27 protein-coding genes are annotated in these 26,622 nt (G+C 63.7%); 18 read left to right on the forward strand and 9 right to left on the reverse strand.

Annotated features, from left to right (window positions below; genetic code table 11):
- Nucleotides 1-59: 59 nt before the first annotated feature.
- Nucleotides 60-2,588, reverse strand: a complete 2,529-nt coding sequence (locus tag Cth01_RS12780; RefSeq protein WP_052703315.1) for a penicillin-binding protein 1A — start codon at nucleotides 2,586-2,588, stop codon at nucleotides 60-62.
- Between the two features lie 212 nt (nucleotides 2,589-2,800).
- On the opposite strand from Cth01_RS12780, the gene Cth01_RS12785 reads away from it, so the two are divergent.
- Nucleotides 2,801-3,286, forward strand: coding sequence for a glutathione peroxidase (locus Cth01_RS12785; protein WP_034374741.1), 486 nt, complete (start codon nucleotides 2,801-2,803; stop codon nucleotides 3,284-3,286).
- Nucleotides 3,287-3,347: 61 nt separating this feature from the next.
- Here the strand turns inward: Cth01_RS12785 and Cth01_RS12790 are convergent, their stop codons facing one another.
- Nucleotides 3,348-4,259 (reverse strand): LysR family transcriptional regulator, encoded by a 912-nt coding sequence (locus Cth01_RS12790; RefSeq protein WP_080747040.1) that lies wholly within the window; start codon nucleotides 4,257-4,259, stop codon nucleotides 3,348-3,350.
- A 131-nt stretch (nucleotides 4,260-4,390) separates the two neighbouring features.
- Here Cth01_RS12790 and Cth01_RS12795 point away from each other — a divergent pair, with 131 nt between their 5' ends.
- Nucleotides 4,391-5,299 carry a pirin family protein gene (locus tag Cth01_RS12795; RefSeq protein ID WP_034350940.1) on the forward strand — a complete coding sequence of 303 codons (909 nt, stop codon included), beginning with the start codon at nucleotides 4,391-4,393 and terminating at the stop codon, nucleotides 5,297-5,299.
- An 82-nt stretch (nucleotides 5,300-5,381) separates the two neighbouring features.
- Nucleotides 5,382-6,011, forward strand: coding sequence for an isochorismate family cysteine hydrolase YcaC (ycaC, locus tag Cth01_RS12800; RefSeq protein WP_034350937.1), 630 nt, complete (start codon nucleotides 5,382-5,384; stop codon nucleotides 6,009-6,011).
- A gap of 103 nt (nucleotides 6,012-6,114) precedes the next feature.
- On the opposite strand, the gene Cth01_RS12805 is transcribed toward ycaC, so the two are convergent.
- The gene (locus Cth01_RS12805; RefSeq protein ID WP_278043680.1) at nucleotides 6,115-6,519 is read right to left on the reverse strand and encodes a winged helix-turn-helix transcriptional regulator; all 405 of its coding nucleotides are present in this window, start codon (nucleotides 6,517-6,519) and stop codon (nucleotides 6,115-6,117) included.
- A 157-nt stretch (nucleotides 6,520-6,676) separates the two neighbouring features.
- Here Cth01_RS12805 and Cth01_RS12810 point away from each other — a divergent pair, with 157 nt between their 5' ends.
- Entirely contained in the window at nucleotides 6,677-7,684 is a 1,008-nt protein-coding gene (locus Cth01_RS12810) for a zinc-dependent alcohol dehydrogenase family protein (protein ID WP_045839358.1), read from the forward strand.
- 904 nt (nucleotides 7,685-8,588) lie between these two features.
- On the opposite strand, the gene Cth01_RS12815 is transcribed toward Cth01_RS12810, so the two are convergent.
- From Cth01_RS12815 to Cth01_RS12825, 3 genes are all read right to left on the reverse strand, one after another.
- Nucleotides 8,589-9,653: a sensor histidine kinase gene (locus Cth01_RS12815; protein WP_045839359.1), complete on the reverse strand. Its 1,065-nt coding sequence runs from the start codon at nucleotides 9,651-9,653 to the stop codon at nucleotides 8,589-8,591.
- Nucleotides 9,646-10,464: a hypothetical protein gene (locus Cth01_RS12820; RefSeq protein ID WP_045839360.1), complete on the reverse strand. Its 819-nt coding sequence runs from the start codon at nucleotides 10,462-10,464 to the stop codon at nucleotides 9,646-9,648. Before Cth01_RS12820 ends, Cth01_RS12815 begins: the two co-directional genes overlap by 8 nt.
- 245 nt (nucleotides 10,465-10,709) lie before the next feature.
- Nucleotides 10,710-11,285 (reverse strand): flavin reductase family protein, encoded by a 576-nt coding sequence (locus Cth01_RS12825; RefSeq protein WP_034405657.1) that lies wholly within the window; start codon nucleotides 11,283-11,285, stop codon nucleotides 10,710-10,712.
- A 103-nt stretch (nucleotides 11,286-11,388) separates the two neighbouring features.
- Here Cth01_RS12825 and Cth01_RS12830 point away from each other — a divergent pair, with 103 nt between their 5' ends.
- The 8 genes from Cth01_RS12830 to Cth01_RS12865 all read left to right on the forward strand — a co-directional run bounded on the left by Cth01_RS12830 (nucleotide 11,389) and on the right by Cth01_RS12865 (nucleotide 18,284).
- On the forward strand, nucleotides 11,389-11,763 hold the full coding sequence (locus Cth01_RS12830; protein ID WP_034350925.1) for a VOC family protein: 375 nt from the start codon (nucleotides 11,389-11,391) through the stop codon (nucleotides 11,761-11,763).
- 253 nt (nucleotides 11,764-12,016) lie between these two features.
- Nucleotides 12,017-12,259 carry a hypothetical protein gene (locus Cth01_RS12835; RefSeq protein ID WP_019042688.1) on the forward strand — a complete coding sequence of 81 codons (243 nt, stop codon included), beginning with the start codon at nucleotides 12,017-12,019 and terminating at the stop codon, nucleotides 12,257-12,259.
- A gap of 162 nt (nucleotides 12,260-12,421) precedes the next feature.
- Complete coding sequence (locus tag Cth01_RS12840; RefSeq protein ID WP_045839361.1) at nucleotides 12,422-13,033, forward strand: class I SAM-dependent methyltransferase; 612 nt, start codon at nucleotides 12,422-12,424, stop codon at nucleotides 13,031-13,033.
- Nucleotides 13,034-13,105: 72 nt separating this feature from the next.
- Nucleotides 13,106-13,888, forward strand: coding sequence for a hypothetical protein (locus Cth01_RS12845; RefSeq protein WP_045839433.1), 783 nt, complete (start codon nucleotides 13,106-13,108; stop codon nucleotides 13,886-13,888).
- Nucleotides 13,889-13,969: 81 nt separating this feature from the next.
- Nucleotides 13,970-14,806 carry a tRNA-uridine aminocarboxypropyltransferase gene (locus tag Cth01_RS12850; RefSeq protein ID WP_034405652.1) on the forward strand — a complete coding sequence of 279 codons (837 nt, stop codon included), beginning with the start codon at nucleotides 13,970-13,972 and terminating at the stop codon, nucleotides 14,804-14,806.
- Nucleotides 14,807-14,961: 155 nt separating this feature from the next.
- Nucleotides 14,962-15,924, forward strand: coding sequence for a transporter substrate-binding domain-containing protein (locus Cth01_RS12855; protein ID WP_052703317.1), 963 nt, complete (start codon nucleotides 14,962-14,964; stop codon nucleotides 15,922-15,924).
- Between the two features lie 50 nt (nucleotides 15,925-15,974).
- Nucleotides 15,975-16,745: a sterol desaturase family protein gene (locus Cth01_RS12860; RefSeq protein WP_034382332.1), complete on the forward strand. Its 771-nt coding sequence runs from the start codon at nucleotides 15,975-15,977 to the stop codon at nucleotides 16,743-16,745.
- 435 nt (nucleotides 16,746-17,180) lie between these two features.
- On the forward strand, nucleotides 17,181-18,284 hold the full coding sequence (locus Cth01_RS12865) for an acyltransferase family protein (protein ID WP_034350912.1): 1,104 nt from the start codon (nucleotides 17,181-17,183) through the stop codon (nucleotides 18,282-18,284).
- Nucleotides 18,285-18,289: 5 nt separating this feature from the next.
- On the opposite strand, the gene Cth01_RS12870 is transcribed toward Cth01_RS12865, so the two are convergent.
- Nucleotides 18,290-18,961 carry a DUF924 family protein gene (locus Cth01_RS12870; protein ID WP_174447072.1) on the reverse strand — a complete coding sequence of 224 codons (672 nt, stop codon included), beginning with the start codon at nucleotides 18,959-18,961 and terminating at the stop codon, nucleotides 18,290-18,292.
- A gap of 277 nt (nucleotides 18,962-19,238) precedes the next feature.
- On the opposite strand from Cth01_RS12870, the gene Cth01_RS12875 reads away from it, so the two are divergent.
- Nucleotides 19,239-19,769, forward strand: coding sequence for a hypothetical protein (locus Cth01_RS12875; RefSeq protein ID WP_003066992.1), 531 nt, complete (start codon nucleotides 19,239-19,241; stop codon nucleotides 19,767-19,769).
- A gap of 67 nt (nucleotides 19,770-19,836) precedes the next feature.
- Here Cth01_RS12875 and Cth01_RS12880 read toward each other — a convergent pair whose 3' ends face one another.
- Complete coding sequence (locus Cth01_RS12880) at nucleotides 19,837-20,646, reverse strand: substrate-binding domain-containing protein (protein WP_034350909.1); 810 nt, start codon at nucleotides 20,644-20,646, stop codon at nucleotides 19,837-19,839.
- Nucleotides 20,647-20,809: 163 nt separating this feature from the next.
- On the opposite strand from Cth01_RS12880, the gene Cth01_RS12885 reads away from it, so the two are divergent.
- The 3 genes from Cth01_RS12885 (at nucleotide 20,810) to Cth01_RS12895 (ending at nucleotide 23,655) form a co-directional block, all read left to right on the forward strand.
- Entirely contained in the window at nucleotides 20,810-21,694 is an 885-nt protein-coding gene (locus tag Cth01_RS12885; RefSeq protein ID WP_003066996.1) for a LysR family transcriptional regulator, read from the forward strand.
- Between the two features lie 50 nt (nucleotides 21,695-21,744).
- Nucleotides 21,745-22,461, forward strand: a complete 717-nt coding sequence (locus tag Cth01_RS12890) for a glutathione binding-like protein (RefSeq protein WP_034350907.1) — start codon at nucleotides 21,745-21,747, stop codon at nucleotides 22,459-22,461.
- Between the two features lie 147 nt (nucleotides 22,462-22,608).
- A complete protein-coding gene (locus tag Cth01_RS12895) occupies nucleotides 22,609-23,655 on the forward strand; it encodes a pirin family protein (protein ID WP_045839363.1) in 1,047 nt (348 codons plus the stop codon).
- Nucleotides 23,656-23,835: 180 nt separating this feature from the next.
- Here the strand turns inward: Cth01_RS12895 and Cth01_RS12900 are convergent, their stop codons facing one another.
- Nucleotides 23,836-24,723, reverse strand: a complete 888-nt coding sequence (locus tag Cth01_RS12900) for a LysR family transcriptional regulator (RefSeq protein WP_045839364.1) — start codon at nucleotides 24,721-24,723, stop codon at nucleotides 23,836-23,838.
- Nucleotides 24,724-24,850: 127 nt separating this feature from the next.
- On the opposite strand from Cth01_RS12900, the gene Cth01_RS12905 reads away from it, so the two are divergent.
- Nucleotides 24,851-26,212 (forward strand): acyclic terpene utilization AtuA family protein, encoded by a 1,362-nt coding sequence (locus Cth01_RS12905; protein WP_045839365.1) that lies wholly within the window; start codon nucleotides 24,851-24,853, stop codon nucleotides 26,210-26,212.
- 15 nt (nucleotides 26,213-26,227) lie between these two features.
- A complete protein-coding gene (locus tag Cth01_RS12910; protein WP_034382323.1) occupies nucleotides 26,228-26,602 on the forward strand; it encodes an AtuA-related protein in 375 nt (124 codons plus the stop codon).
- Nucleotides 26,603-26,622 lie beyond the last annotated feature (20 nt).

Below are 26,622 nucleotides of genomic sequence, written 5' to 3' on the forward strand. Positions count from 1 at the left end.
CAGTCTGCAATTGGACCAGTTATTCGACAGCCCAGTGGGGTATGTGGCTGAAAACCGTGCTACTGGTTGTCCTGCGGCGCATTCAGTGGCGCCGCAGGCGGCAGTGGTGTGCCTACGTCGCTCCAGCTTGAAGGCGCGGGGGCTTTGCTCGGTGCAGGCGCAGACATCATCTCGCCGGGAGCCAGCCCGGGGCTGCTGTCGAGGTCAGGCGGCTGGGCGCTGCTGTCGGCTGGCGCGGGCTGGCCGCCTGTCGAGGGCGGTGCAGCGGGCGTACTCTCGATGATGTCCACCTCGCTGCCGTTGCTTCTGTTGGGCGCTGGATGGGCGGGAGCTGTCGGCGCTGTGCGATCAGGGTTGTTGCCCTCATCTGCGGGCCCGCTCCATTCCTGAACCTTGTCGCGCAGACGGCCCACCAGATCGCTCCACCAGTGGCTGGTGTTGGGCTCGGTGAACCGGGCCTTGGCATTGAGCAGCGGGCTGCGCATGGCGCGCGACATGAAGTCCCCCACCATGGGCAGGGCGCTGCGCGAACCCTGGCCCCACTGGTCGCTCTTGAGCGTGATGCGTGCATCGTTGAAGCCTGCCCAGGCACCGGCCACGATCTGCGGGTGCATGAGGATGAACCAGCCGTCGGCATTGCCCTGGGTGGTGCCGGTCTTGCCGGCCACGTCGGCGCGAATGCCATATTGCTTGCGAATCGCGCGGCCTGTGCCCTTGTCGATCACGGCGCGCATCATCTCCAGCAGACCGTAGTTCTCTTCCTCGTCCCAGACCTGATCGGGCTTGGGCGGGGTGAATTCGGCCAGCAGCTCGCCGTCGGCATTCTCGATACGGGTGACCAGCTGGGGCGGTATGTAGCGACCGGAGTTGGCAATGCTGCCGTAGGCGTTGACCATTTCCAGCAGCGTGACGGGGCTGGAGCCCAGTGCCAGCGAAGGCACGGACTCCAGCGGGCTCTGGCGCACGCCCAGGCCGCGGGCCAGCTTGATGACGCGGTCCATGCCCACTTCCTGACCCAGCTCGGCCGTGATGGTGTTCTTGGAATAGGCCAGCGCGTCGCCGAGTTTCATGGGCACGCCCGTGGGCTCGACGGCATCGCTGGGACGCCATACCTCGCCGCCAGGCAGCTGGATTTCCACGGCTTCGTCCTTGCGTGTGTCCTCGGGCCTGGCGCCACGCTGCAGGGCTGCGCCATAGACAAAGGGCTTGAAGGTGGAGCCGGGCTGGCGGCGTGCCTGGGCCACATGGTCGAATGCATCCTGGGCATAGTCGCGGCTGCCCACCCAGGCCAGTACGGCCGAGGTGCGCGGGTCTATGGCCAGAAAGCCGGCCTGCACGCGGGTCTTGTCCTCGCGCAGCTGCCTCATGAAGGTCTTGTCGGCCAGCAGCTTCTTGAGTGCCTCTTCCTCGCTGATGTCGGAAGGTTTGCCGCTTCTGGCGAGCTTGCGGAAGGCCTCCGTCTCGCGTACCAGCTGCAGCACCAGCGCGTTCTCTGCGCTCCAGCCGTCGCGGTGACTCCAGTTGTTGTTGGCAATGCCTTGCAGCGTATGCATCTGGCGGTTCACGGCCTGCTGCGCCCAGTTCTGCAGGCGCGAATCCAGGGTGGTGCGCACGACCAGGCCGTCGGTATAGATGTTGTAGTCGTGCTTGTCGGCCCAGGCGATCAGCCATTTGCGCAACTGCTGGGAAAAATGCGGCGCCATGCCTGTAGGTTCTTCCTGGCGCTCGAAGTCCAGACGCATGGGGCGTTTCCTGAGGCGCTCGAACTCATCGTCCTTGAGTTCGCCGCGCTTGACCATCTGGCTCAGCACGGTGTTGCGCCGCGCAATCGCGCGGTCGGGGTTGATCACCGGGTTGTAATAGGCATTGCCCTTGAGCATGCCCACCAGCGTGGCGCTTTCCAGCACCGTGAGCCTGGCCGCCGGTTTGTCGAAATAGGTGCGCGCCGCCATCTCTATGCCATAGGCGTTGTAGAGAAAGGGCACGGTGTTCAGATAGGTTTCGAGAATCTCGTCCTTGGTGTAGAGCGCTTCGATCTTGAAGGCCGTGATCGCCTCCTTGAGCTTGCGGTTCACATTGCGGGCGCGGCCGATTTCCGTGGGATAGAGATTGCGCGCCAGCTGCTGGGTGATGGTGGAGCCGCCCTGGGGATTGCCGCCCAGCGTGTGGATGGCCGACCCCACGGTGCGCGTGAAGTCCATGCCATGGTGCTCGTAGAAGCGGTGGTCTTCGGTGGCCACGAGGGCCTTGACCACGGCGGGCGAAATCTGCTCCAGCGGCACCCACTGGCGGTTGCTGCGCTTGAACTCGCCGATCAGCTTGCCGTCGGCGCTCAGGATCTGCGCGGGTTGCTCGAGCTTGGCCTTGCGGATGTCGCTGATGCTGGGCGTGAACGGAATCAGCAGCAGCACATAGACGACAAACAGCACCGGCAAGGCTGCGGCAAACCACAGCCATTCACGCCGCGTCGGCCAGCGACGCCACCAGGGCAGGGCCGCAATGCGCTGGCCAGCAGTACTGGCGCGAGCGCGCGTCCACAGAGCTGTGGCTTGAGCTACCCATTTTTCTTTCAATTCGTTCAAGGACAAACGCACGTTGCAAGGCAGCCCGCCAAGGGCCGCAAGAAGGCAAGACTGCGAAGAATGCCCAAAAAACAGGCGCTCTGCTTGCGGGGATCGGTTTTTCTATGGTCGCAGCCCCGGTATTGTCTCCGTGGCGCGGTTATGCAGGGTTGTTTCTAGCTGTGAGACAAGTTGCCGACTGCCTTAAGCTTGCGGCTTCGCATTGGCGGGAGAGCAGCATGGCAAACAGTGTTTATGACTTTGAAGCCACCGACATCCAGGGGCGCAGCGTCCCTCTGTCGCAGTACCAGGGCAAGGTGTTGCTGATCGTGAATACCGCCAGCGCCTGTGGTTTCACGCCCCAGTACAAGGGATTGCAGGCACTGCACGAACAGTATGCGGACCGGGGCCTGGTGGTGCTGGGCTTTCCCTGCAACCAGTTCGGTGCCCAGGAGAAAGGCTCGGATGACGAGATCGCGAGCTTTTGCGAGCTGAACTTCGGCGTCAGCTTCCCGCTCATGCACAAGATCGAGGTCAACGGTGACGGTGCGCATCCGCTGTACCGCTGGCTCACCTCCGAAGCGCCGGGTGTGCTGGGCACCAAGTCCATCAAATGGAATTTCACCAAATTCCTCGTGGGCCGCGACGGGCAGGTGATACGCCGCTACGCGCCTCAGGACAAGCCCGAGAAGCTGGCCGGAGATATCCAGGCGGCTCTGGGTTGATGGACTTGCAATCCATAGCTGCCAGCGCTTGCTGGATAAGCGCTGCAGCCGTTTTTGATGCTTAGTCCTCGGACAGGGCGCTGAAGGATTGGGCCAGATGGTCAAGCAGGGCGCGCACGGCAGGCAGCTGCCCGCGGCGCGAGGCATAGACGGCGTGGATGATCTCGGGCCGCGGCTGCCAGCCCGGCAACACCTGTACCAGCGTGCCGCTGCGCAGTTCCTCGCGCACAAACATATTGGGCAGCTGAACCACTCCGGCACCCAGCACGGCAGCGTCGCGCAGGGCCAGCAAGGACTGCGTCACCAGCCTTGGCTGGTGCCTGACCTCGGCGCGAACGGCGTCGGGGCCGTGCAGCACCCAGCGGTGGGTTTCCTGCACGCCGCCCATGTCCAGGCTGGGCCAGGCCGAGAGGTCCATGGGGCCGCCGGGCTGACCCAGGCGCTGCAGCAGCTCGGGTGCGGCCACCAGGCATTGCCGGCGCTCGGCCAGCGTGCGCAGCACCAGATCGCTGTCCTGCAGCGGCGGCGGGCGCACGCGCAGGGCCAGATCTAGGCCTTCGCCGACCACGTCCACGCGCCGGTTGGTCTCGTCCACCTGCAGCTCCACGCGCGGATACAGGCGCATGAATTCGCCCAGCATGCGGCCCACGCGTGAGGCCAGCAGGGCCACGGGGCAGCTCATGCGCACCTTGCCGCAGGGCTCGGAATGCACCAGCGCCACCGACTCTTCGGCGGCCTCGGCCTCGGTCAGCATGGCGCGGCAGTGCTGGTAGTAGCGCTTGCCCACCTCGGTCACGGCAAAGCTGCGCGTGGAACGCAGTAAAAGCTGCGCGCCCAGGCGCTCTTCGAGCAAGGCCACGCGGCGGCTGAGCTTGGACTTGGGCAGGCCCAGGGCGCGGCCTGCAGGCGCGAATCCACCATGCTCGACCACTTGGGCGAAGTAGTAGAGCTCGTTGAGATCTGGCAGCTTCATCGTTTTAAAAATAGAACTCTGAGACTGAATATTGTGGACTACTCAAGTTATCGTTCCAAATTCATACTTTCTCCATGTTCAACGCCTACGGTCTCCATAGGGACTGCAGGCCAGCCGCAAGGAGAAATGTCATGCTCAAGAAAATCCTGGGTGTCTACGAAGCTCCCCGTCCCCACTGGGTGGGCAACGGTTTTCCGGTGCGCTCGCTGTTCAGCTATGGCGACCACGGCAAGGCCCTGAGCCCTTTCTTGCTGCTCGATCACGCCGGTCCCCAGAGCTTCACGCCCACCACGGCGCGGCGCGGCGTAGGCACGCACCCGCACCGCGGCTTCGAAACCGTGACCATCGTCTATGAGGGCGAAGTGGCCCACCGCGACTCCACGGGCGCCGGCGGCACCATCGGCCCCGGCGATGTGCAGTGGATGACGGCGGCCTCGGGCATCCTGCACGAGGAGTACCACTCCGAAGCCTTTGCACGCAGCGGTGGACCGCTGGAGATGGTGCAGCTGTGGGTCAACCTGCCAGCCAGGGACAAGATGTCCGCCCCCGGCTACCAGAACCTGCTGAATGCCGACATCCCGCAGGTCGCTCTGCCCGATGACGCGGGTCATCTGCGCGTCATCGCCGGTGACTACCGTGGCAGCAAGGGGCCCGCCTATCGCGGCCCGGCGAAAACCTTCACGCCCATCAATGTCTGGGATGTGCGGCTGAACGCCGGGGCCGCGACCGAGCTGCAGGCCCGGGTCGGTCACACGCTGGCGCTGGTGGTGCTGCACGGCACGCTGCTGGTCAACGGACAGGAGATTGCCCGCGCCGGACAGCTGGTGCATATGGATCGCGCTGCGGACAGCGTGCATCTGGAAGCCAACAGCGACGTCACGCTGCTGTGGCTGTCGGGTGAACCGATTGACGAGCCCGTGGTCGGCTACGGCCCCTTCGTCATGAACAGCGACGAGGAAATCCAGCAGGCGCTGGAGGACTTCCGCAGCGGCCAGTTCGGCCGCATCCCGGCGGTCGAGCGCCATGGCGCTGCGGCCTGAGCAGGTCGCACGGTATCGAGTTTTCCCACCGGCGGGCGCGCCCGCCGGCTTTCACCCACCTCCACTCTTGAAGGAGATTCCCATGAGCCAAAAGCCTTACGTTCGCCTCGACAAAGACAATGCCGCCGTGCTGCTGGTCGACCACCAGACCGGTCTGCTGTCCCTGGTGCGCGATATCGACCCCGACAAGTTCAAGAACAATGTGCTGGCCTTGGCCGACATGGCCGAGTACTTCAAGCTGCCGACCATCCTGACCACCAGCTTCGAGAACGGCCCCAATGGCCCGCTGGTGCCCGAACTCAAGGAAAAATTCCCCACTGCCCCCTATATCGCGCGTCCCGGCCAGATCAATGCCTGGGACAACGAGGACTTCGTCAAGGCCGTCAAGGCCACGGGCAAGAAGCAGCTCATCGTGGCTGGCGTGGTGACCGAGGTCTGCGTGGCCTTCCCCGTGCTCTCGGCGCTGGCGGAAGGCTTCGAGGTGTTCGTCATTGCCGATGCATCGGGCACCTTCAACAGCATGACCCAGCAGGCTGCCTGGAGCCGCATGGAGCAGGCCGGCGCCCAGCTCATGACCTGGTTCGGCGCGGCCTGCGAGCTGCACCGCGACTGGCGCAACGACATCGAAGGTCTGGGGACTCTGTTCTCCAACCACATCCCCGACTACCGCAATCTGATCAACAGCTACACCACGCTGACCGCCGGCAAATAAGCCCTGCGGCTTCAGACCAAAGCCCGCAAGCTTTTGCAGCCTGCGGGCTTTTTGCTGTCGATTTATTGGAATTGATAGCTGCTGACGTTTGATGGGTAAGCGCTCAAGCCTGTTTTTGCTTCAAATCTGGCAGGCAGCTTGCGCTGTTCTGATCTGTGTCGTGCATGGGCTCGGCCTGAGCAAAGTTCTTGCTGTAGGCGATGCCCCAGTTGCGCATGGCGATCAGCACCGGCTGCAGGCTGCGGCCCAGCTCGGTCAGCGCATAGTCCACGCGCGGCGGCACTTCGGCATACACCGTGCGCTCGACGATGCCGGCTTCTTCCAGCTCGCGCAGCTGCAGTGTCAGCATGCGCTGGGTAATGCCGGGGATGGCACGGCTCAGCTCGCCAAAGCGCTTTTTTCCATGCAGCAGCTGAAACAGGATGATGGGCTTCCAGGTGCCACCCATGACGGACAGCGTCACCTCCACGGCGCAGCCGCTCTTGCTGTTCAATCGTTTCATGGGCACCTCGCTGCAGTTCCAAAGTGCAAGCATCCTAGCGTCAGCCCGCATTCATGCATTGCTTACATTTTTAATACTACCCAACAAATATGTTGGTACTGGTGGTGGCTGCGCATTGAAGGCACCATGCGCAGCATCTGTTTCACCTCTTGAGGAGCACTCCATGAAAGTCATGCAACTGGCCGCGCCCGGCGGTTTCGAAAACCTGAAGCTTGTCGAGCTGCCCGCACCTGCGGCGCCTGCTGCGGGCGAGATCCAGGTGCGCATTCACGCCAGCTCGCTCAACTACCATGACCTGGGTGTGGTGCGCCGTCCCGGCGCGGCGGCCGACGGCCGCATTCCCATGGCTGACGGCGCAGGCCTGGTCACGGCAGTGGGCGCAGGCGTGAAGGAATTTGCCGTGGGCGATGCCGTGGTCTCCACCTTCTTCCCGCAATGGCTGTCGGGCCGTCACGTGCCCTCCGACTTCCAGCTCGTGCCCGGCGACGGCGTGGACGGCTTTGCACGCGAATTCGTGAACCTGCCCGCCACCAGCTTTACCCATGCCCCCGAGGGTTGGAGCCATGCCGAGGCCGCCACGCTGACCACGGCCGGCCTCACGGCCTGGCGCGCGCTGGTGGTGGACGGCCATCTCAAGGCCGGCGACACTGTGCTGGTGCTGGGCACGGGCGGCGTCTCCATCTTTGCGCTGCAGATGGCCAAGAGCATGGGCGCCACCGTCATCGCCACCACCTCCAGCGCGGCCAAGGCCGAGCAGCTCAAGGCATTGGGAGCCGATCTGGTGATCAACTACAAGGACCAGCCCGAATGGGGCGACGCCGTGCTGGCAGCCACCGGCGGTCGCGGTGCCGATATCGTGGTCGAGGTCGGCGGCCCGGGCACTCTGCCCCAGTCCATTCGTGCCTGCGCCGTGGGCGGCCATATCGCGTTGATCGGCGTGTTGACCGGCTTTGCGGGCGCCGTGCCCACGGTGGAGATGATGCGCAAGCAGCAAACCCTCAAGGGCCTGATCGTCGGCAGCCGCGAGCAGCAGCAGGACATGGTGCGCGCGCTGGAGAACTTCGGCTGGAAGCCCGTGATCGACAGCCGCTATCCGCTGGAGCAGATGGTGGCGGCCTTCGAGCATCAGGCAGCGGGCAGGCATTTCGGCAAGATCTGCCTCGAGTATTGATCGCTGATGGCGCTTGGTCTGCCTTGGGGAAAGGCTGATTTGGCTTGAGTTTTTGCTTTTAACGACATGCCCGATTGATGGACAGAGGGCGGGTCTCGGCCCGCCTGCCGACTCACTTTCTTGCTTGTGACGGAAGGCCGCCCCCAAGAAAGTGAGCAAAGAACACAGCCCCTGCTGCCCACGTCCCCTTCGCTGCGCTACGGGGCAACCTGCGCCGTCAACCTCTTGCTGCTTGCGGCAAAACTCACTGCGCGCTTTCAGCGCTCCGTTCAAACAGATTGCCGCAGATTTGAAGTTGAAGCGTCTGCACTCTACGGTGCAGCCGCCAGCACCAAGAGGCCGCCATCACAGGCGTGGGTACAAGGGGCAATACCAAATGCGGAATAGCTTCTTTGTGCTTTTGATAGCTGCTTGCGTTTGCTGAATAAGCGTTACGGCCCGATTTGCTCATAGCTCTCGCAGGCCGCCCGCATCCACCCGTGTGTCTGCGCCTGCGGCACGCGGTTCGGGCTGCGGGCAACGCTGCCGCAGGACAGCGTTGCATCGTATTCTGACTTGCCGCCGTATGTGTGAGCGAAGCGGCATGCCGCGCAGCGAGTTGGGCGGCACCGCAGCGCGAATGGCGTGACGCAGGTTTGCCCGCAGCGAAGTGCAGGGCCGCAGACAGTCGGGCCACGTTCTTTGGTTACTTTCGTGCGTGAACACGAAAGTAACTCGCCAGCCGGGGCGAAATCCCGGCTCCTGTCGTTAACGACATAGCAAACGCTGTTTTGACAGCTGTCGGCACTTGAAGCGCAGGGACCCAGACAGCCGGGCCGAGACCCGCCCTCTGAACTCAAACCAAGCAAAGCGCTAAAAAGAATAGCTATAGCCGCAAGCTAGGCAAGTCCCATAGCCCAAAAACTCAATCCTCAGAACCCAACACCACCCGCGCCGTCAAAGCAGTCCGCCCCGGCGACGACTCAATCCCCAGCAGTCCGCCGACCCGCGCAATGCGCACGGCCATGGAGCGCATGCCCACGCCCAGACCCGATGCATCCACGGCCTGCACATCAAAGCCTACGCCGTCATCCTCGATCTCCAGCAGCAACTCCTGCGCCTGCGGTTGCACCAGGGACAGGCGCACATGGCGGGCCTGGCTGTGCTTGATGACATTGGTCAGTGCCTCTTCGATCAGCCGGGTCAGAGCCAGGTATTGCAGCGCGTTGGGCGGCTGACTCCAGCTTTGCGGAAACTGCCAGTCGCAGCGCACACCCAGGGCCTCGAACAGATCGTTGAAGCGGCGGCGCAAGGGGGCCAGCCATTCCTGTGGAGTGGCTGGCACGCGCACCTGGGCCGAGGCGTTGCTGTCTATGCTCTGGCGCAGATCGTTGCGGATGAGCTTGAGCATGGACAGCACCTGGGGCCGGGTCATGGCATCGCTGCCCTGCTCGACGGAAGCAATCATATGGACCAGCTCGCCGCCCAGGCCGTCGTGCAGGTCGTGGGTCAGGCGCAGGCGCTCCTGCAGGCGCGCGTTGGAGAGCTTCTGGGCCTCCAGCTCGGCGCGCAAATGTTCGGATTTTTTCTGCTCGGTGATGTCGAAGGTGAAGCCGATCAGCGCTGTGGGCTGGCCCTGTTCGTCGCAGAGCACATGCACCACTTCCTTGACCCAGACAAAGCGGTTGTCGCTGGTCAGCGCCCGGTACTCGGCCTCGTGATCCACACCCGCCAGGCACAGCTCCACGCAGCGCGAGACGGTTTGCTCGCGCTCGTCGGGGTGGATGCGTTCGGCCCAGTCGTTCACGGTCTCCCAGCTCTCGGGGCTCCAGCCCAGCAGATCAGCGATCTGCGGGCCGATATAGCTGTATTTCTTCGTGGTCCAGTCAATCTTGAACGGAATCGCCAGGGTGGATTCCAGCAGCGTCTGGTAGAGGCCGTTGTCCGTGTCGGGTTCAAGGGTGCGCAGGCGGGGGCGGGCTTCAAGCATGGGACGCTCCTGTCAGATCGAGAAGAGGGTGGGTGGTGGGCAGCTCGTTCCAGAACCAGTAGAAATAGCCGCCTTCGGTCTGCAGCAGGGTCTGGGTTTTGACGCTGGAACGCTCTATCCCGCGCCAGCAGGCCAGGGCCGAGTTGCGGTTGCCGTGCAGATCCAGGCAGGTCTGTCCGGGCAGGCTGGGCCGGGGCGGCACATACAAGGCCATGCCGCGCGGCAGCCAGAGGTCTGCCAGGCAGATTTTCTGTTGCTCCGGCCAGTACTTTCCCACCGAAATCACCAGCGGCAGGTGAGGGTCGATGGAGGCGAAGACATGCGGGAAATCGTGATGCTCAAGGTCGGTACAGATCTTGCCCAGCAAGCGGTAGCCGGTTCCCTCATAGGGCGAGCGGTGCCCGGCAAACATGCCGTACTCATAGTCGACCAGCGAAAGATGTGGCTGGGGGCTGGTGATGCGAACTCCCTGGCCTGGCTCGATCAGCGTCATGCCGAACGCCGCTGCAGTTTGATGCGTGACTGCAATGGCTTCGTACTCGACCTGATCGGCCTGGAACTCCAGTTTGGTCTGATTGCCGTACTTGGGGTCGGGGTGGGTGGTGGTCGCAGAAAGGACGCGGTATGCGTTGCCGATGACGGCCGTGGGGTCACTGGTTGCAGGCTCAAGCAGCTGCAAGCCTGTGGGCGGCTCCGCGCAATAGTGCGGGAACCCGTGGATATTGCAGAAAAACGGTGTCTGCGACAGATCGACCGACGTCGGCGCATCTTCTTTGATGAACAGCACGGGATCAAAAAACTCTTGCGCCATTGCCTGTCACTTCACGGTGATTGATGCAGAGACCGCTGCCCTGTGCGGCGGTACGGCACCTGCAGTCGTGGGTTGTTGATATGTCAGCCAGTGATGCAGTCTAAATCAAGGCGGTTACAAAGACCTGGGTGCGCAGGCGCTGCGGGCCAGGGCGCCTGAGGGTATCAGTGGCCGTTACGGCAAGGTGCGCATTATTTTGATAGCTGCCAGCGATTGATGCATAAGCGATACAGCCATGAGAGCTTCTATTTCACGAGCACCGATTCGCCAATCGCGAAGAACTGCCCGCCCGCCACATAGTGCAGGGTGCGCAGCTCGGCAGGCGCGGAGCCGAACTCCCAGTGTCCATTGCGGAACACGCGCTCGTCGGCCCAGGCGGCGACGACTTCGGCGATGAACAGGTCATAGCTTTGCTGGTTGTGCGGCTCGGGGATCAGCTTGCAGACCAGCCAGGCTGCGCAGCCTGCCACCAGCGGTACAGCTAAGCCCGGTGCGTCGAACAGTTGCACGCCATGTTTGACGAGTTTGTGGGGTTCGGTGACGGCGCTGTCCGTACCTATGCCCACCGTCAGCGCGGCCTGGGGTACGGTGGGCAGTTGCACGGCAAAGAGGCTGCTGCCCTCGACCAGCGCACGCGTGCGCGTGGCCTTGTCGAGCACCACGCTGATCTTGGGCGGTGCGAAATCGAGCGCGCAGGCCCAGGCAGCGCTCATGGCATTGCGCTCGCCCGCATGCTGGGCCGAGACGATGACTGTGGGGCCGTGGTTGAGCAGGCGGTAGGACTTGTCCAGGGGAACCGGGGTGAAATGGTCTGGCAGCATGGCGGGCTGAATATGGGAGACAGAAGAGGACGGCAAGCTCCCGTTACGATGGCTTGCTGATTTCCCATCTTCGCCCGAAACAGGGCTTTTCCAGGAGACAACCATGTTTAGCCACATCATGCTGGGTGTAAATGATCTGGAGTCCAGCAAGCGCTTTTACGACGCGCTGCTGGGTCAGCTGGGCATTGCGCCCGGCGTTGCCAACAAGAACCGCTTCTTCTACCGCAGCCCCACGGGCGTGTTTGCCATCTCCACGCCCATCAACGGCGAGTCGGCCAGCTCGGGCAATGGTGCGACCACGGGCTTTCTGGCCCAGTCCACCGATCAGGTGAATGCGGCCCATGCGGCAGGCCTGGCAGCGGGTGGTGTGTCGATCGAGGACGCGCCGGGCTGGCGCGGCGACTCCATGTATCTGGCCTATCTGCGCGACCCAGACGGCAACAAGATCTGCCTGGCCTATCGCCCCGCGAAGGTCTGATCCAGGCTGCCTGAACCAGGGCCGCGCAAGCGGCCTTTTTTATCTTCAGTGGAGGGGGATCAAAAACAGGAGCTGTCTGCGCTTGCAGGGCAAGGCCTTGAACCACGAACGGCAACATGGAGTGCGGTCATGCCCGACCTGCAAGCGGTGATGCTGTGCCCGCTGCCGGTGCAAAACCGGGGCAGGCGGCACAATGGCTGCTTTGCAGCGCGGGCGTATGTCCGGGGCCTGCACCACATTCAGTAGTTTTTTCATGACCAACACCACCACTCCTGCCGAAGACCATCTGTGCGACGCCTGTGCCGGCATTCAGCGCAACTGGCGCAAAGCCCCCGGCCATGCCGAACTGATGCAGCGCGGCAACCGCAAGGAGGAGCGCGGCTCGACTACGGCGACGGTGACCCGCTATGTCTGCGAGCGCTGCGGCACGGTGTGGGACTATGAGAACAACAAGCAGGACCAGCGCAAGGGCTGGTCCGTGGTCGGCAGAATTTAACTCCCCTGAGGCGCTGCGCGCCTTGCCCCGGCGGGGGACGAAAGCCATCGCTGCGGGGCGGCGGGGCCGCCCAGGCCCTTGCTGGCTGTCTCTTTCCTGAGTCAGCGTCGGTTTTTGAAGTTTCGGCGTCTTCGGGCGCCGTTTGTTTTTGAAGGAGGCTGCGTGCAATCAGCAAGCAACGAGTGGTTTGACGAGGCGTATTACCAGCGCTTTTACTTTGACAAGAAGACCAGCGTGATCGACCCCGAGCACGCGCGGCGGCTGGGTGCGTTTGTCTGCTCGTATCTTGCGTATCTGCGCGTGCCCGTGCAGCGGGTGCTTGATGTGGGCTGCGGCATAGGCCTGTGGCGCGAGGCGGTGCAAAAGCACTTTCCGGGCGTGCAGTATCAGGGCGTGGAGTTCAGTCCCTATCTGTGCGAGCGCTATGGCTGGGAGCAGGGCTCGGTGGTGGATTGGCAGCCCAAAGATTGCCAGCCTTTCGATCTGGTGATCTGCCAGGGCGTGCTGCCCTATCTGAGTCCGACTGACCTGAAAAAGGCGCTGGCCAATCTGGGCCGGCTGTCGCGCGGCGGGCTCTACATCGAGGCTGTGGCACGCGAGGACTACGAGCGCGACATCATCGACGAGGAACTGACCGACCCGCGCCTGTATCGCCACCGCGCTGAGCTGTACCGCCGCGGCCTGCAGCCTAACTTCAAGGAGCTGGGCGGCGGCGTATGGCTGAGTCGTCAGGCCGATATGCCGCTGTTCGAACTGGAGTGCGTTGGGGGCTGAAGCCTCTGGTTCTTGGTGATTTCGGGGCCTGCACCTATATTGCGGGGCTTGCGAACTCACAAGGATATGCAGATGCCTCATCGCTGGATCAAACGCTGCGGAGTCTGGACCGCTGCCATGGCTGGCGCTGCCCTGCTTCTGGCCTGCTCGGACTCCAAGACCGAGGGCGCCGCGCCCTCGGCACAGGCCCCCGCAACTGCGCCAGCCCCTGCGCCGGCACCGCCTGCCGCAGAAGCCAGGCGCGTGATCGACCAGTTGTTTAGCACCGAGACCATAGGCATGAATCTGGCCTATGCGCAGAAGATCGCCGGCCCGGCCATGCGCTCGGAATTCCACCGCCACCAGTTCCGCACCGACGGCTGCGATATCACCCTGGTCAGCGACGAGGCCGACAAGGTGATCGAGTCTGTCGAGATCGATATCGCACCCAGCTGCAATCTCTCGCTCAAGAGCGTGCTGAACGTGTCCGAGGGCCAGCCCGACATCAAGCTCGGCGACCTGACCTTTGGCAGCTTCGAGCCCTTGCTGGACAGCCGTTACTACGCCGACTGCCTGACGCTGTGCGGCAATGCCGCCGACCCCGTGGTCTATCTGGAGGCCAAGGGTTCGCGCCTGACCAACTTCATCAATTATTCGGTGCAGGCCCCCATGGTGGACGGCAAGGTGCTGGATGCGACTGTCGCCTGGCGCGATGCCATGGTCAAGGCAGAGTCCGACGACTATGTGCTGGACACGCGCTTCAACTGCGAGCCGGACCGCTTCAGGAATGTGATTTCCGCCGGACTCAGGAATGCCAGGCCCACGGTGTTCAGTTTTGGCCGTGGTCCGACCTTCGAGCAGGGCGACTGCGACTAAGCGGCGCTCCTGCAGCATCAGCACTGGATTTGGCAAAGGCGGGACAATCCGGGCATCTGTCCGAACCTGCTGGTGTCTGTCTTGCCCGCTTCCACGCCTTTGTCCTCCGCCACTCTGACTCCGCAGAAAAGCGTTGCCTCCACGCTGTCTCCGCATGCCGTCTCGCGCTTGCGCCAGGCGCGGCTGGCGCGCAGCACGCGTCCGTTTCTGGCGCGTGGCGGCCCCAAGGGCGAGCGCTGCGAGGGCTGCCGTTTGCGCCCCTCCCACTGCATGTGCGCGCTGCGCCCCGAGCTGGCCACGCGCGCGGCCTTCTGCCTGCTGATGCATGATGCCGAGCCGCTCAAGCCCAGCAACACGGGCTGGCTGATTGCCGACGTGGTGCAGGACACCCATGCCTTCGGCTGGTCGCGCACCGAGCTGGACCCCCAGCTGGAGGCCTTGCTGGCCGATCCGCAATGGCAGCCCTATGTGGTCTTCCCCGGTGAATATGCAGAGCCTGCAGAGCGTGTGCTGGAGACGCTGGACGGCGGCGACAGCCGTGCGCTGCAGCCCGGCAGACGCCCGCTGTTCATACTGCTGGACGCGACCTGGTCGGAGGCGCGCAAGATGTTTCGCAAAAGCCCGTATCTCGATGGCTTTCCCGTGCTCAGCCTGCACCCGGACCTGATCTCTCGCTACCAATTGCGCAGATCCAAGCGCGACGATCATTTCTGCACCAGCGAGGTGGCGGCGCTGTGCCTGGAGCTGGTGGGCGATGCCGGCGATGTGCAGGCCGGCCAGGTACTGGAGAGCTATCTGGGGGTGTTTACCGAGCGCTATCTGCAGGCCAAGCACCAGCAGCCGGTCGATGAGGCCAGCAGCGCCCACCAGCGCCTGCGTGAACTGATGGGGGCCGTCCCCGCCAAACGCGACGCATGAAGCGCTGTGCAGGCATAAGCATTCCACTCAAAGCAATAAGCGAACAAGGACAATCGGGCCAGGGCCTCATGACTGCATGAGGTGTGTGCCGGATCGGGTTGGTGATGAGCGCCGATGACCAGGGGTCTCGGCGCTTTTGTTTTTGGGAGTGGGTGATGGGCATGTCCTTGAGATGGGTTGGGCTGGCAGCAGCGCTGGTATGTGCGGGTTCGGCCATGGCTGCGGGCAAGACTGAAGCGGCGAGTTCCACTATCGGTGCCAATATCGACACGGCCGTGGATCTGTCCGCATCGCCCACGCTGCAGCGCTGGCAGGCCGGCGGCACCGTGGTGCTGGGCGTGCGCGAAGCCGCTGTCCCCATGTCCTACGCGATCGGTGCCAACGAGAAGTTCGTCGGCTATCACATGGACCTCTGCGAGCGCGTGGTGCAGGCGATCGCGCCCAAGGCCCAGATCAAGTACATGGTGCTGACGCCGCAGAACACCATGCCGCTGATCAACAACGGCACGGCCGATTTCAATTGCGCCAGCATGACCAACAACCTCACGCGCCAGAAGCAGGTGGCGTTTGGTTTGACCACCTATGTCAGCGAGGTGCGCATGGCCGTGCGTGCCGACTCGGGCATCACCTCCTTCAAGCAGCTGCAGGGGCGTAATGTGGGCGCCATCACGGGCACGACGGCGGTGCAGATTCTGCGCAAATACGCCAGCGACAACGAGTTGAACTTCAAGACGCTGATGAGCAAGGACCAGTTCGAGAGCTTTCTGATGCTGGAGTCGGGCCGCGTCGATGCCTTTGTGCTGGATGACAACATGCTGGCCGGCGTGATCGGTCAGAGCAAGAATCCCAAGGGCTACAAGATCGTGGGCGAGGTGATTGGTGCCGAGCCGATTGCCATCCAGTTCAGCAAGAACGACTCGCAGATCAAGAAGGCCGTGGACGGAGCCATCTTGCAGATGATCCGCTCGGGCGAGATGCACAAGCTCTACGCCAAGTGGTTCATGCAGCCCATTGCGCCCAAGAACGTGAATCTAAACCTGCCCATGGGCGAGGTGCTCAAGAAACAGCTGGCCGCGCCCAACGACACGCCGCTGGAGCAGTTCGTATTGCCCCAATAAAGCACTGGAGCGGCGCCAGTCGATAGACTGCATGGCAAACCTCAAGGGGAATGATTGCCGTGCTGGAGTACCTGGTCTATCCGCTGATTGCGCTGCTGTTCGTGGCAGTCTTCACGCGCGAGGTGATTGCGCCCGCCTCGCGCAATCTCTGCGACCGGCGCTGGCTGATCTACAGCAGCGCCCTGGGCGCGCTGACGCTGGTCTGCACGCTGGTTCTGGGCTGGTTGCTGGAGGAGCGCATTCGCCAGCATGCGCTTTTCGATGTGGGGGCACGCTGGAACCCGATGCTGGTGGGGCTGCTGAGTTTTTTCATCACCAGCTTTGTCTTTTACTGGTGGCACCGCGCCACCCATGCCTCGGATCTGCTGTGGCGCGTGTTCCACCAGCTGCATCACAGCGCGCGCCGCATCGAGGTGCTGACTTCGTTCTACGCCCACCCGCTGGACTCCTGCGCTGCCATGCTGCTGAGCGTGATCTCCAGCTACTGGGTGCTGGGTGCCAGCCCGGCGGCGGCGGCCGTGGCCCTGGGACTGACGGCGGCCTTCGACTTGTTCACCCATGCCGACATGCGCACGCCGCGCTGGCTTGGCTATGTGCTGCAGCGCCCGGAAATGCATACCGTGCACCATCAGCATGGCCACCATGCGCAGAACTACGGTCTGCCGCTGTGGGACATGCTGTTCGGCACCTGGACCAACCCCGCCGAGCGCGCGCAGAAGCTGGGCTTTGATGACGACAAGTCCGAGCGCGTGGCCGAGATGCTGCTGTGGCGCGATGTTCACCAGAGTGCGCCCGCCTGCGGGCGCCGCAAGTCATCCTGAAGCTTCGAATTTGATAGCTGATGATACCGATGGGTGGAGCTCGGCATGCTGTTTTTGTTCTTAATTGTTAACACAGCTTGCCAAGACCCTGCCAGAGCCCGGCAAGCTCTGCCCCTGGTTTGGGACGGCGGCAAAAATCTGTTCAAATTGGCCCGGTCTGTTCACCTGTCAACAGACGCCAAGCCGTCTGGCTGTGGGCATCCATAACAATCTGCCGTCTCACCGTCAGTGAGCTGAAGCAGACAAATCGCCTGCCAGGTTCCGGCACCCCCGAGCGCGTTTTCATGCGCTCAGTGACCCCCGGGTCGCTGCAAAGAGCTGTTACTGCCTCTTTGCTCAAACTCTGAATACTGCTTCAGCCATGTCTTGTGCATGGCTGTGATTGTTTGTCTGCAAGCCCGGCCCGTGCCTGGGCGAAAGGAAAGGTGTCCGGTTTTGGTGGAGTCGGCGTTCAAGCTGCGCTACAACCCAGCGCTCGATGGATTGAGAGGCATAGCCATTGTGCTGGTGCTGCTCTCGCATGCACATGCCCCGATGTTCGATGGCGCCTTCTTCGGCGTCGATCTGTTCTTCGTGCTCAGCGGTTTTTTGATCACCTCCTTGCTGCTGATGGAGTATCGGCAGCATGGCAAGCTCGATTACTGGCGCTTTTACCGTCGCCGCTTCTTCCGGCTCATGCCTGCGCTGGCGCTGTTCCTTGGAGCCTACTGTGTGTTCGCGCCTTTTATCTGGCCCGATCTCACGGACATCTATTCGGACGCCCTGGTCTCCATTCTCTATCTGGCCGATTACGGCATTGCCTTCTTCGACAGTCCGGACACGCTGCTGCACATGTGGTCGCTGTCGGTGGAGGAGCATTTCTATCTGATCTGGCCGCCGCTGCTGGTTCTGCTGCTGCGCAAGGCCACGCCTGGCCGAGTCTGGGCGCCGCTTGCGGCGCTGTGGCTGCTGAGTACGCTGTGGCGCATCTTCTGGGTGGTGCAGGGCCAGCAGTTCTACGAAATCTTTTTCCGCTTCGACACGCGGGCCTCGGGTCTGCTGGCCGGCGCCTTGCTAGCGGCGCTGATGATGGAGCGCCCGCAATGGGTAGAGCGTCTGCAGTCGCTGCGCGCCTACACCATGTGGTTTGTGCTGGCCGTACCGCTGATCATGGAGCTGGAGTGGGACAACCAGCACGCCATGGTCTGGGGCATCACGGTGGTGGAATGCGCGGCCCTGGTCGTGCTGCTGGCCGTGCAAAAGCCCGCGGGACTGGTCTATGAGATGTTGACGGCACCGGTGCTCATCAAGCTGGGCCAGCTGTCCTATGGCATCTACCTCTGGCATTACCCGGTGGTGCGCTATCTGCGCGCCGATTACTCCTGGCCCGTGACCGTGGTCGCAGGCCTGCTGATCTCTACCGCGCTGTCGGCACTGTCGTTCTACACGGTGGAGCGCTGGGCCATGCGCCACCGCGATCTGGGAGCGAGCAAGAAGCCTGAGCGCCAGCCTCAGGCGCGCCAGGAGCCCGCGCTGCGCGAGGCTACGCGCGGCTCGTGATTGCTCTAGAAGCCTGAGCCGGGCTGGGCCAGGTACTCGGCCTCTTGGGCGGTGCTGGCGCGGCCCAGAATGTGGTTGCGGTGCGGGAAGCGGCAAAAGCGCTCTATCACCACCTGATGGCGATGGGCGTAGTCCAGCGTGCCGGCCAGATATTCGCGCAATTCGGTGTCCGTGGCGCTCTGCAGCAAAGCCTCGAAGGCGGCCACGCTGCGTTGCTGCATGGCCGGGTCTTCGGCATGCTCCAGCGGCAGATACATAAAGACGCGGACCACCTCGGGCAGCAGCCGGTCGCTGCCGGCGTCGATTGCCTGCAGCGCCAGTGCCAGGGCCTGCGCGTCACCGGCAAAGCTCTTGGGAGTGTTGCGGTGGATATTGCGCGTGAACTGGTCCAGCAGGATCACCAATGCCAGCTGCTGCCATGGACCCTGGGTTGCCCAGTGCTGCAGTGCACCGCCCAGGGCGGCTTCCACGGCAGTGCCAAAGCGCTGGCGCAGCTCCTCGTCGAAGGCCGCCGATTTGGTGAACCACTGCGCCTTGTGCTTCAGGGCATCGGCATTGCCAGGCCTGGGGCTGCCGAACCACTGGGTCAGAACTTGGTCGGGCAGGCTGGTGTCCTGGGCGGCGGCGGTCAGCGCCTCATGGCTGACGGGAAGGGAATTTGCAGTCATGCAAATCATTGTGCATGCACTGCCGCTAGCGTTGACAGTCAACCCTGGATGGCGTCGGACGTTAGATAACAGTCTTTTACCTGCAGATTGCATCAGATAGGGAACTGCGAACACCCATCGAGACTCTGTGGAATAGCAGTCTCAGAGACAATGGATTGATCAAAAACCATAGCTGACAGCGTTGGTTTATCAAGTGTTTGCATGGGTTTTGAATCAGGTTTTACGGAGTTCGGTGGTCGTGATGAATCGGCGCGCATGGTTGGCGGTGACAGTGTTGGGATTGGGAATGGCTGCCACGGGCTGCTCGGGCAAGTCCGTGCCCAGCAGCGTGAGCGTGAGCCAGCAGAAGCTGCAGGAGATGCTGGCCAGGCGTTTCCCCAGGCAGTTCCCCGTGGCGGGTTTGCTGCAACTGGACCTGAAGGCGCCGCAGCTGAGCATGTTGCCCGAGCGCAATATGCTCAACGCCGTGATCCCGGCCGAGCTCAGCGGTAAGGTGCTCAAGGAGCAGTACAGCGGCCTGCTCAATGTCGATTTCGCACTGCGCTATGAGCCCACTGACCGCACCTTGCGCGCCTACCAGATCAAGGTCAACCAGCTCAGCATGGACGGGCTGTCGCCCGCGCTCAGCGATATGCTGGGGACCTATGCCACGGCATTGGCTGAGCAGGCCATGGGTCAGGTAGTGCTCTATCAGTTGCAGGACCAGGATCTGGCCCTGGTGGATGCGCTGGCCATGGAGCCTGGCGCCATCACCGTCACCGCCCAGGGACTGACAGTGGCCCTGGTGCAGAAGGCCAGTGCGGGCAGCAAGCGCTGAGCTGCCAGGTGACAAAAAAAGCCCGCAGGCGTCTGCCTGGCGGGCTTTTTTGCGGGAACTGCGGCGCTCAGCGGGGCTTGGCGACGGGCTCCAGGCCGGTGTCACGAATCGTCTTGGCGGCGGCGGGCGAGGTGTAGTACTTGAGCAGTTGCTCCAGCCCCTGCGGGTTGGTGGAGGTACTGGCCGTGCCGGCCGAGAAGATGGTGTAGTGCTGTACCGAATCGGGCAGGGTGCCGACATAGCTGATGCCCTCGATGGGCAGCAGTTCGCTGACCTGCTGCAGGCCGATTTCGGCTTCGCCTCGCGCCACGATGGTGCCCACGCGCTCGGTCACGATCTTCTTGCTCTTGGGCATGACCTGATCGTGAATGCCGAGTTTCTTGAGCATCTGGGTTTCGTAGTAAGTGCCGCTGGCGCTGGCCGAATAGGCAATGCTCTTGGCATTGAGCAGCACCTGACGCAGCTTGTCCTCGCTGCTGATGTCGGGGATGGGGGCACCCTTCTTCACAGCCACGCCCACGGCAGAGCGCACCAGGTCGATCTGGGTGCCGTTGCGCACCAGGCCCTTGGCGGCCAGATCGTCGAGCGCACCGCGCGCCAGAATCACCACATCGGCCTTCTCGCCCTTGCTCAGGCGATTGGGAATGGAGGTGGGCGAGGCCCCCATGGACGAGCCATAGGCCGACTCCACCGCCAGGCCGGTCTGGGTCGTGAACTGCGGTGCTAGCAGCTTGTGCGCTGCGGTGAAGCCGCCCGAGGTCATGAGACGCACAGGCTCCTTGGGCGTGCTGCCCGGTTGCTGGGCACAGCCTGCAGCCAGCGCCACAGCGCTGATCAGCAGGGCTCGGCGGACGGTGAAAAGAGGAAACGGCTTCATCAATGTCTCTCTGTATTGGGCGGGCGGGATAGGCCTTGAACCCTTTTGGAATCAACGCAGGCAGCTACTTTCGTCATGGCTGCTGCGGCTGACCGGATTGTGAAAAGCTGCGGTTATTGCGTCCAATACCGTTTGCGTCTGGACTTGATACGAAAATCGTCCTATGGATTTGCGCCGTCTGACCTGTTTTCTGGCTGTGGCCGAGGAGCTGAATTTCAGCCGTGCGGCCCAGCGCTTGCATATGAGCCAGCCCCCGCTGAGCCAGCAGATCCGTCTGCTGGAGCAGGAGATGGGGGCGCAGTTGTTCGAGCGCTCGCGCCGCGCCGTGGCGCTGACGCCGGCAGGCCTGCTGCTGCAGGACAAGGCGCGGCAGATCGTGGAGCTGCACCAGCAGGCGGGCGAGCTGGTGCGCATGGCGGCTCATGGCCTGGCGGGGCGGTTGCGCATCGCCTTCACGGCATCGGTGCCGCTGTTTGACGAGTTCTCCACCATGTTGCGCGACTTTCGCAGCCGCCACCCGCAGGTGGAGCTGGATCTGCAGCATATGACCACGGGCGAGCAGATCGCGGCATTGACGGCGGGGCAGATCGACATCGGCTTCATGCGTCCCTCGCCGACGTTTCGCATCCCCGTGCCGATTAGGGAGCAGACGCTGTGGCGCGATGAGCTGAAGCTGGCCCTGCCGGTGGCACATGCCAAGGCGGCTGCGGGCGAAGCACTGGCACTGAGCAGCCTGGCCGACCAGCCTTTTGTGCTGCACCCGGCCGTGCTCGGCGGCGGCCTGCACGAACATATTCTGGCGCTGTGCAGCGAGGCCGGCTTTGTGCCGCGCATCGCCCAGCCGGCGCGTGAGACCTCGACCATGCTGGCACTGGTGGCCGCCGGCCTGGGGCTATCCATCGTGCCCAGCGTCTATGAGCGCATCTGCCCGCCCGGCGTGGTGCTGCAACCGCTGGCCGATGCCGCGCGCCACTCGCGCATTGCGCTGGTCAGCATGCAGCAGGCACCATCACCTTGCGTGCAGATGTTCTGGCAGTTGCTGCGCTGAGCGGCCTCTGCCGTTACGATGCGGCAAACCCTTTTTCAGGAGCCAGCCGCATGACCCGCACACTTGCCGATTTTTCCGTGACCCGCAAATGGCCCGCGCAGCACCCCGAGCGCATCCAGCTGTATTCGCTGCCCACGCCCAACGGCGTGAAGGTGTCGATTGCGCTGGAGGAAATGCAGCTGCCCTACGAGGCGCATCTGGTCAGCTTCCAGACCAATGACCAGCTCACGCCAGAGTTTGTCGGCACCTTCCCCAACAACAAGATTCCCGCCATCATCGACCCGCAAGGCCCGGGCGGAAAACCACTGGCGCTGTTCGAGTCGGCGGCCATCCTGATCTATCTGGCCGAGAAGAGCAGCAGCCCGCTGCTGCCCGCCGACCCCGCGGCGCGTTACGAGACGCTGCAGTGGTTGATGTTCCAGATGGGCGGCGTGGGACCCATGTTCGGCCAGGTCGGCTTCTTCCACAAGTTCGCGGGCAAGGACTTCGAGGACAAGCGCCCGCGCGACCGCTATATCAACGAGTCCAAACGCCTGCTGGGCGTGCTGGAGCAGCGCATGCAGGGCCGCGAGTGGATCATGGGCGAGCAGCTCACGATTGCCGACATCGCCATCTGGCCCTGGGTGCGCAATATGGTCGACGAGAACGGCTACAACGCCGCCGAGCTGGTGGGCTGGAACGGGTTTCCAGAGCTGCAGCGCGTGCTCAAGGCCTTCATGGCCCGCCCGGCGACGCAAAAAGGCCTGAACATTCCGCCGCGCGGCTGAGCGCCGACCAGGGCAGTACGGGCTTGCCGCTGTTGCAAAAGCGGCAAGTACTGTCCCAGCGGTGATGTCTTTCAAACCCATGGTCTGGCCTTATCTTCGAGACTTAAGGCCCTGCAGCTGGCTGCGGCCTCTCAAGAGGAGAACTCCATGACCACGAATCGTCAACCCATTCTGGAAAGTGCCCCGCTGGGTCCGCGCTGGCCCTGCCTGGACCCCTTTCTGTTCTGCGCTCACCACGATGACAGCTATCCGGCCAGCAACGGAAAGATGGGCGTGCAGGCCGTGGAGTTCGAGGGGCGCGAGATGGGCAGCGACTTCAGCGCCCGCAACGGCTTCTCCATGTACCACGGCGAGCCGATTCCGGGCTTTCCGGGCCACCCGCATCGCGGCTTCGAGACCGTGACCCTGGTGCGCAAGGGCCGCATCGACCATGCGGACTCGCTGGGCGCGGCCGCGCGCTTCGGCGGCGGCGATGTGCAGTGGCTCACGGCCGGCAAGGGCATCCAGCACTCGGAGATGTTTCCGCTGCTGAACAGCGACAAGCCCAATCCGCTGGAGCTGTTCCAGATCTGGCTGAACCTGCCCGCCAGGAACAAGATGGTGGAGCCCCACTTCACCATGTTCTGGAACGAGCAGATCCCGCGCCTGAGCTTCAGCGATGCGGCGGGCCGCAAAACCACCGTGACCGTAGTGGCTGGTGCCCTGGACGGTGCGGACAAGGCCTTGCCGCCTCCGCCCGAATCCTGGGCCTCCCAGGCCGGCAGCGATGTGGCCATCTGGACGCTGGAGCTGGAGCCCGGTGCCCGCTGGAGCATGCCCAGGGCAGCAGGTGACCAAACTCACCGCATGCTCTACTTCTTCGTAGGCAAGAGCATGACTGTGGGTGGCGAAGCCGTGAACGGACATCTGGCCATGCATGTCGACGCTCAGCGCGAGCTGGAGCTGGTCAACACCGGCGATGTCAGTGCAGAACTGGTGCTGCTGCAGGGCAAGCCGATTGGCGAGAAGGTGGCGCAATACGGCCCCTTTGTGATGAACACGCAGGAGGAGATCATGCAGGCCATGCAGGACTACCGCAGCACCCAGTTCGGCGGCTGGCCCTGGAAGGACAACGATCCTGTGCATGGCACGGAGAACCGCCGCTTTGCGCGCTACCCGGGGGCCGAGGTCGAAGAGCTGCCTCCCGGCGCCTGATACGGCTCAGGGCCTGAAGCTGGCAGCCTCCGGTGTGCGGCCCAGTTCCCTGAGCACCGGCCATGCCGGTATTGTTCGTGTTCGCGCGCGCGGGCATGGACTGCGTCCCTGCGGGCGGTGCCCAGATCCAAGGGGGCGCAGCCTGCTTGAATGTGCGCGGCAATGCCTGGGGGCATCCGCTCAGCCGAACTCCCCTGCGAGGAAATCCACCACGGCGCGCACGCGCGGTGCCAGGGATCTGCCGCGCGGATACAGCAGATAGAAGTGGTCGTCCTCGCTGCGCTCCTGGAACTGCTGCAGCAGCGGCACCAGGGCTCCGCGCTCCAGGTCGGCGGCGATATGGAAGTGGGCCAGCCGCACCACGCCGTGGCCCAGCAGCGCCAGGCTGCGCAACAGCTCGCCCTGGTTGGCTCCGATGTGGCTGGGAATGTCTATGGTCTTGAGCCCGCCTTCCTCGTGGAAGGTCCAGCGGTTCCACTGCGTGCGTATGGTGAAGTTCAGGCAGCGGTGCTGCAGCAGGTCCTCGGGCTGCTCGGGATGGCCGAAGCGCTGGAGGTACTGCGGCGCTGCGGCTATCACCCAGGGCCTGAGCATCAGCGGGCGGCCGATCAGCGTCTGCTCCGTAGGCCTGCCGCTGTGGATGGCTACGTCTATGCCTTGACGCACGAAGTCGCCGCGCTCCGTGCCAAGGACGAAATCCAGGTGCAGGCGCGGGTGCCGGTCCATCAGCAGATGCAGACGCGGCGCCACCAGGTACTTGGCCGTGGTCAGCGCCGTATGGATGCGCACCGTGCCCGAGATTTCGGCATCGGCCACGCGCACACAGGCCTCAGCCTGCTCCATGGCCTGCACCACGCGCTGGCTGGCGATGCGAAAGTGCTCGCCTTCCTGGGTCAGGCGTATGGCTCCGGCAATCCGCTCGAACAGCCGCACGCCAAGGCGTGCCTCCAGGCGAGCGATGAGCTTGCTCACCGCCGAAGGCGACAGCTCTAGCCTTCTGCCGGCACCGGAAAAACTGCCTTCTTCGATCACGCGCAGGAATACCGTCATCTCGCCGAACTGGTCCATCTAAGGTCTTCGCCCCCTGTGAATTTGATTCACATGCGCTGTGCGCGCGCATGCGTTGTCTCTTGAAAAACGACTGTACAGAATGGTCTCAGCCCCCGGGTCTGGGGGAACAACGGAGACAAGCGCAATGAATGACAGCAAGATCCTGCGCATAGGCGCGGGAGCCGCCTGGTGGGGCGACCGGATCGAGCCCGCCGCCCTCAATGCCGAGCGTGGCCGGCTCGATTACCTGTGCTTCGAGACCATGGCCGAGGCCACGGTCTCGGCCGCGCAGGTCCGGTCCCGACGGGACCCGTCCTTCCCGGGCTACGACACCTATCTCGACGACCGCATGCGCGCCGTGCTGCCTGCCTGCATGCGCCAGGGCACGCGGATCATTTCCAATCAGGGGTGGATCAACCCGCAGGGCGCGGCACGGCGCATCGTCGAGCTGCTGCGCGAGCTGGGCATCACCGGCGTCAAGGTGGCGGCCGTGGGCGGCAGCCTGATCACCGACCGCGTGCTGTCGCTGGCCCCGACCATCCTGGAGACCGGTGCCCCCACGCAGAGCATTGCCCACTCGTTGATCTCGGCCGAAGCCTATCTCGGGGCCGCTCCCATCGTCGATGCTCTGGCGGAAGGTGCGCAGATCGTGGTCACGGGCCGCGTGGCCGACCCTTCGCTGTTCCTGGCTCCAATGGTGCATGAGTTCGGCTGGGACCTGCTGGACCATGAGCGCGTGGGTGCCGGCAGTGCGATAGGCCATCTGATGGAGTGCGGGGCTCAGGTCACCGGGGGGTATTTTGCGGACCCCGGCCTCAAGGACGTGCCCGAGCCTTGGAACCTGGCCTTTCCCATCGCCGAGGTCGATGCCGAAGGCGGCGTGACCCTGTCCAAGGTGGACGGCACGGGCGGCATGATCAGCCCGCAGACAGTCAAGGAACAGATGCTCTACGAGGTGCACGACCCGGCGAACTACATCACGCCTGATGTGGTGGTCGACTTCACGCAGGCCCGCATTGAGCAACTGGCGCCGGACCGCGTGCGCGTGACGGGGCTCACGGGCAAGCCACGCACACCCACGCTCAAGGTCTCCATGGGATGCACGGAGGGCTTCATCGGCGAGGACATGTTCTTCTACGCCGGCCCCGGCGCGCTGCGCCGCGCCCAACTGGCCAGGCGCATCCTGGAGGAGCGCTTGCGCATCGTGAAGCTCGATGCCGAGGAGGTACGCATCGACTTCCTGGGCCTGAATGCCGTGCATGGCGCTGCCACGCCGGTGGATGCGCCCGAGCCCTATGAAGTGGCCGTGCGCGTGGCGGCACGCACCCGTTCGCGCGAGGAGGCAGTCAAGGTGGGGCGGGAAGTGGACGGCATGGCGGTCTCGGGGATTGCCCACACCGGCAAGCGCGTGCCGCACCAGGAGCGCACGCGCGAGGTGATAGGCGTGTGGTCCTCACTGGTGCCGCGCGAGCAGGTGACGGCGCATATCGACTACTTCACGAGCTGAGCAGGGGAGCAAAGCATGCAGGACATGAACCAGGACATCCGGGTGCCGCTGGAGCAGGTGGCGCATACGCGCTCGGGCGACAAGGGCAATACTTCCAACATCGCGGTGTTTGCCTACGAGCCCGAGCTCTATGCGCTGCTCAAGCAGCAACTGAGCGCCGAACGCTTCAAGGCCTTCCATGGCCGGGTCATCACCGGCGAGGTGCTGCGCTACGAGGCCGATAACCTGCACGCGCTGAACTTCGTGGCGCACGGTGCGCTGGGCGGCGGCGTCTCGCGCAGCCTGTCGGTGGACAACTACGGCAAGGCGCTGTCGGCGGCCATCTTGGGCTTCGAACTGCTCGTGCCCGCAGTGCTGGCGCCGCTGCTGCGCCGCCGTGCGCCGGGCTGAACTGGCGCCGACATCCAGTA

This window comes from Comamonas thiooxydans, from assembly GCF_000964545.1.
Lineage (GTDB): Bacteria > Pseudomonadota > Gammaproteobacteria > Burkholderiales > Burkholderiaceae_C > Comamonas > Comamonas thiooxydans.

Bases quoted from the DNA above. Each gene is read 5' to 3' on its own strand.
- Cth01_RS12900 (WP_045839364.1), bottom strand. From the start codon at position 24,723: ATGGACCAGTTCGGCGAGATGACGGTATTCCTGCGCGTGATCGAAGAA.
- Cth01_RS12880 (WP_034350909.1), bottom strand. From the start codon at position 20,646: ATGAAGCCGTTTCCTCTTTTCACCGTCCGCCGAGCCCTGCTGATCAGC.
- Cth01_RS12820 (WP_045839360.1), bottom strand. From the start codon at position 10,464: ATGGCGCAAGAGTTTTTTGATCCCGTGCTGTTCATCAAAGAAGATGCG.
- Cth01_RS12905 (WP_045839365.1), top strand. From the start codon at position 24,851: ATGAATGACAGCAAGATCCTGCGCATAGGCGCGGGAGCCGCCTGGTGG.
- Cth01_RS12890 (WP_034350907.1), top strand. From the start codon at position 21,745: ATGACCCGCACACTTGCCGATTTTTCCGTGACCCGCAAATGGCCCGCG.
- Cth01_RS12815 (WP_045839359.1), bottom strand. From the start codon at position 9,653: ATGCTTGAAGCCCGCCCCCGCCTGCGCACCCTTGAACCCGACACGGAC.
- Cth01_RS12875 (WP_003066992.1), top strand. From the start codon at position 19,239: ATGGCTGCCACGGGCTGCTCGGGCAAGTCCGTGCCCAGCAGCGTGAGC.
- Cth01_RS12835 (WP_019042688.1), top strand. From the start codon at position 12,017: ATGACCAACACCACCACTCCTGCCGAAGACCATCTGTGCGACGCCTGT.
- Cth01_RS12795 (WP_034350940.1), top strand. From the start codon at position 4,391: ATGCTCAAGAAAATCCTGGGTGTCTACGAAGCTCCCCGTCCCCACTGG.
- Cth01_RS12895 (WP_045839363.1), top strand. From the start codon at position 22,609: ATGACCACGAATCGTCAACCCATTCTGGAAAGTGCCCCGCTGGGTCCG.
- Cth01_RS12885 (WP_003066996.1), top strand. From the start codon at position 20,810: ATGGATTTGCGCCGTCTGACCTGTTTTCTGGCTGTGGCCGAGGAGCTG.
- Cth01_RS12790 (WP_080747040.1), bottom strand. From the start codon at position 4,259: ATGAAGCTGCCAGATCTCAACGAGCTCTACTACTTCGCCCAAGTGGTC.
- ycaC (WP_034350937.1), top strand. From the start codon at position 5,382: ATGAGCCAAAAGCCTTACGTTCGCCTCGACAAAGACAATGCCGCCGTG.
- Cth01_RS12830 (WP_034350925.1), top strand. From the start codon at position 11,389: ATGTTTAGCCACATCATGCTGGGTGTAAATGATCTGGAGTCCAGCAAG.
- Cth01_RS12860 (WP_034382332.1), top strand. From the start codon at position 15,975: ATGATTGCCGTGCTGGAGTACCTGGTCTATCCGCTGATTGCGCTGCTG.
- Cth01_RS12845 (WP_045839433.1), top strand. From the start codon at position 13,106: ATGCCTCATCGCTGGATCAAACGCTGCGGAGTCTGGACCGCTGCCATG.
- Cth01_RS12855 (WP_052703317.1), top strand. From the start codon at position 14,962: ATGGGCATGTCCTTGAGATGGGTTGGGCTGGCAGCAGCGCTGGTATGT.
- Cth01_RS12785 (WP_034374741.1), top strand. From the start codon at position 2,801: ATGGCAAACAGTGTTTATGACTTTGAAGCCACCGACATCCAGGGGCGC.
- Cth01_RS12910 (WP_034382323.1), top strand. From the start codon at position 26,228: ATGCAGGACATGAACCAGGACATCCGGGTGCCGCTGGAGCAGGTGGCG.
- Cth01_RS12825 (WP_034405657.1), bottom strand. From the start codon at position 11,285: ATGCTGCCAGACCATTTCACCCCGGTTCCCCTGGACAAGTCCTACCGC.
- Cth01_RS12810 (WP_045839358.1), top strand. From the start codon at position 6,677: ATGAAAGTCATGCAACTGGCCGCGCCCGGCGGTTTCGAAAACCTGAAG.
- Cth01_RS12870 (WP_174447072.1), bottom strand. From the start codon at position 18,961: ATGATTTGCATGACTGCAAATTCCCTTCCCGTCAGCCATGAGGCGCTG.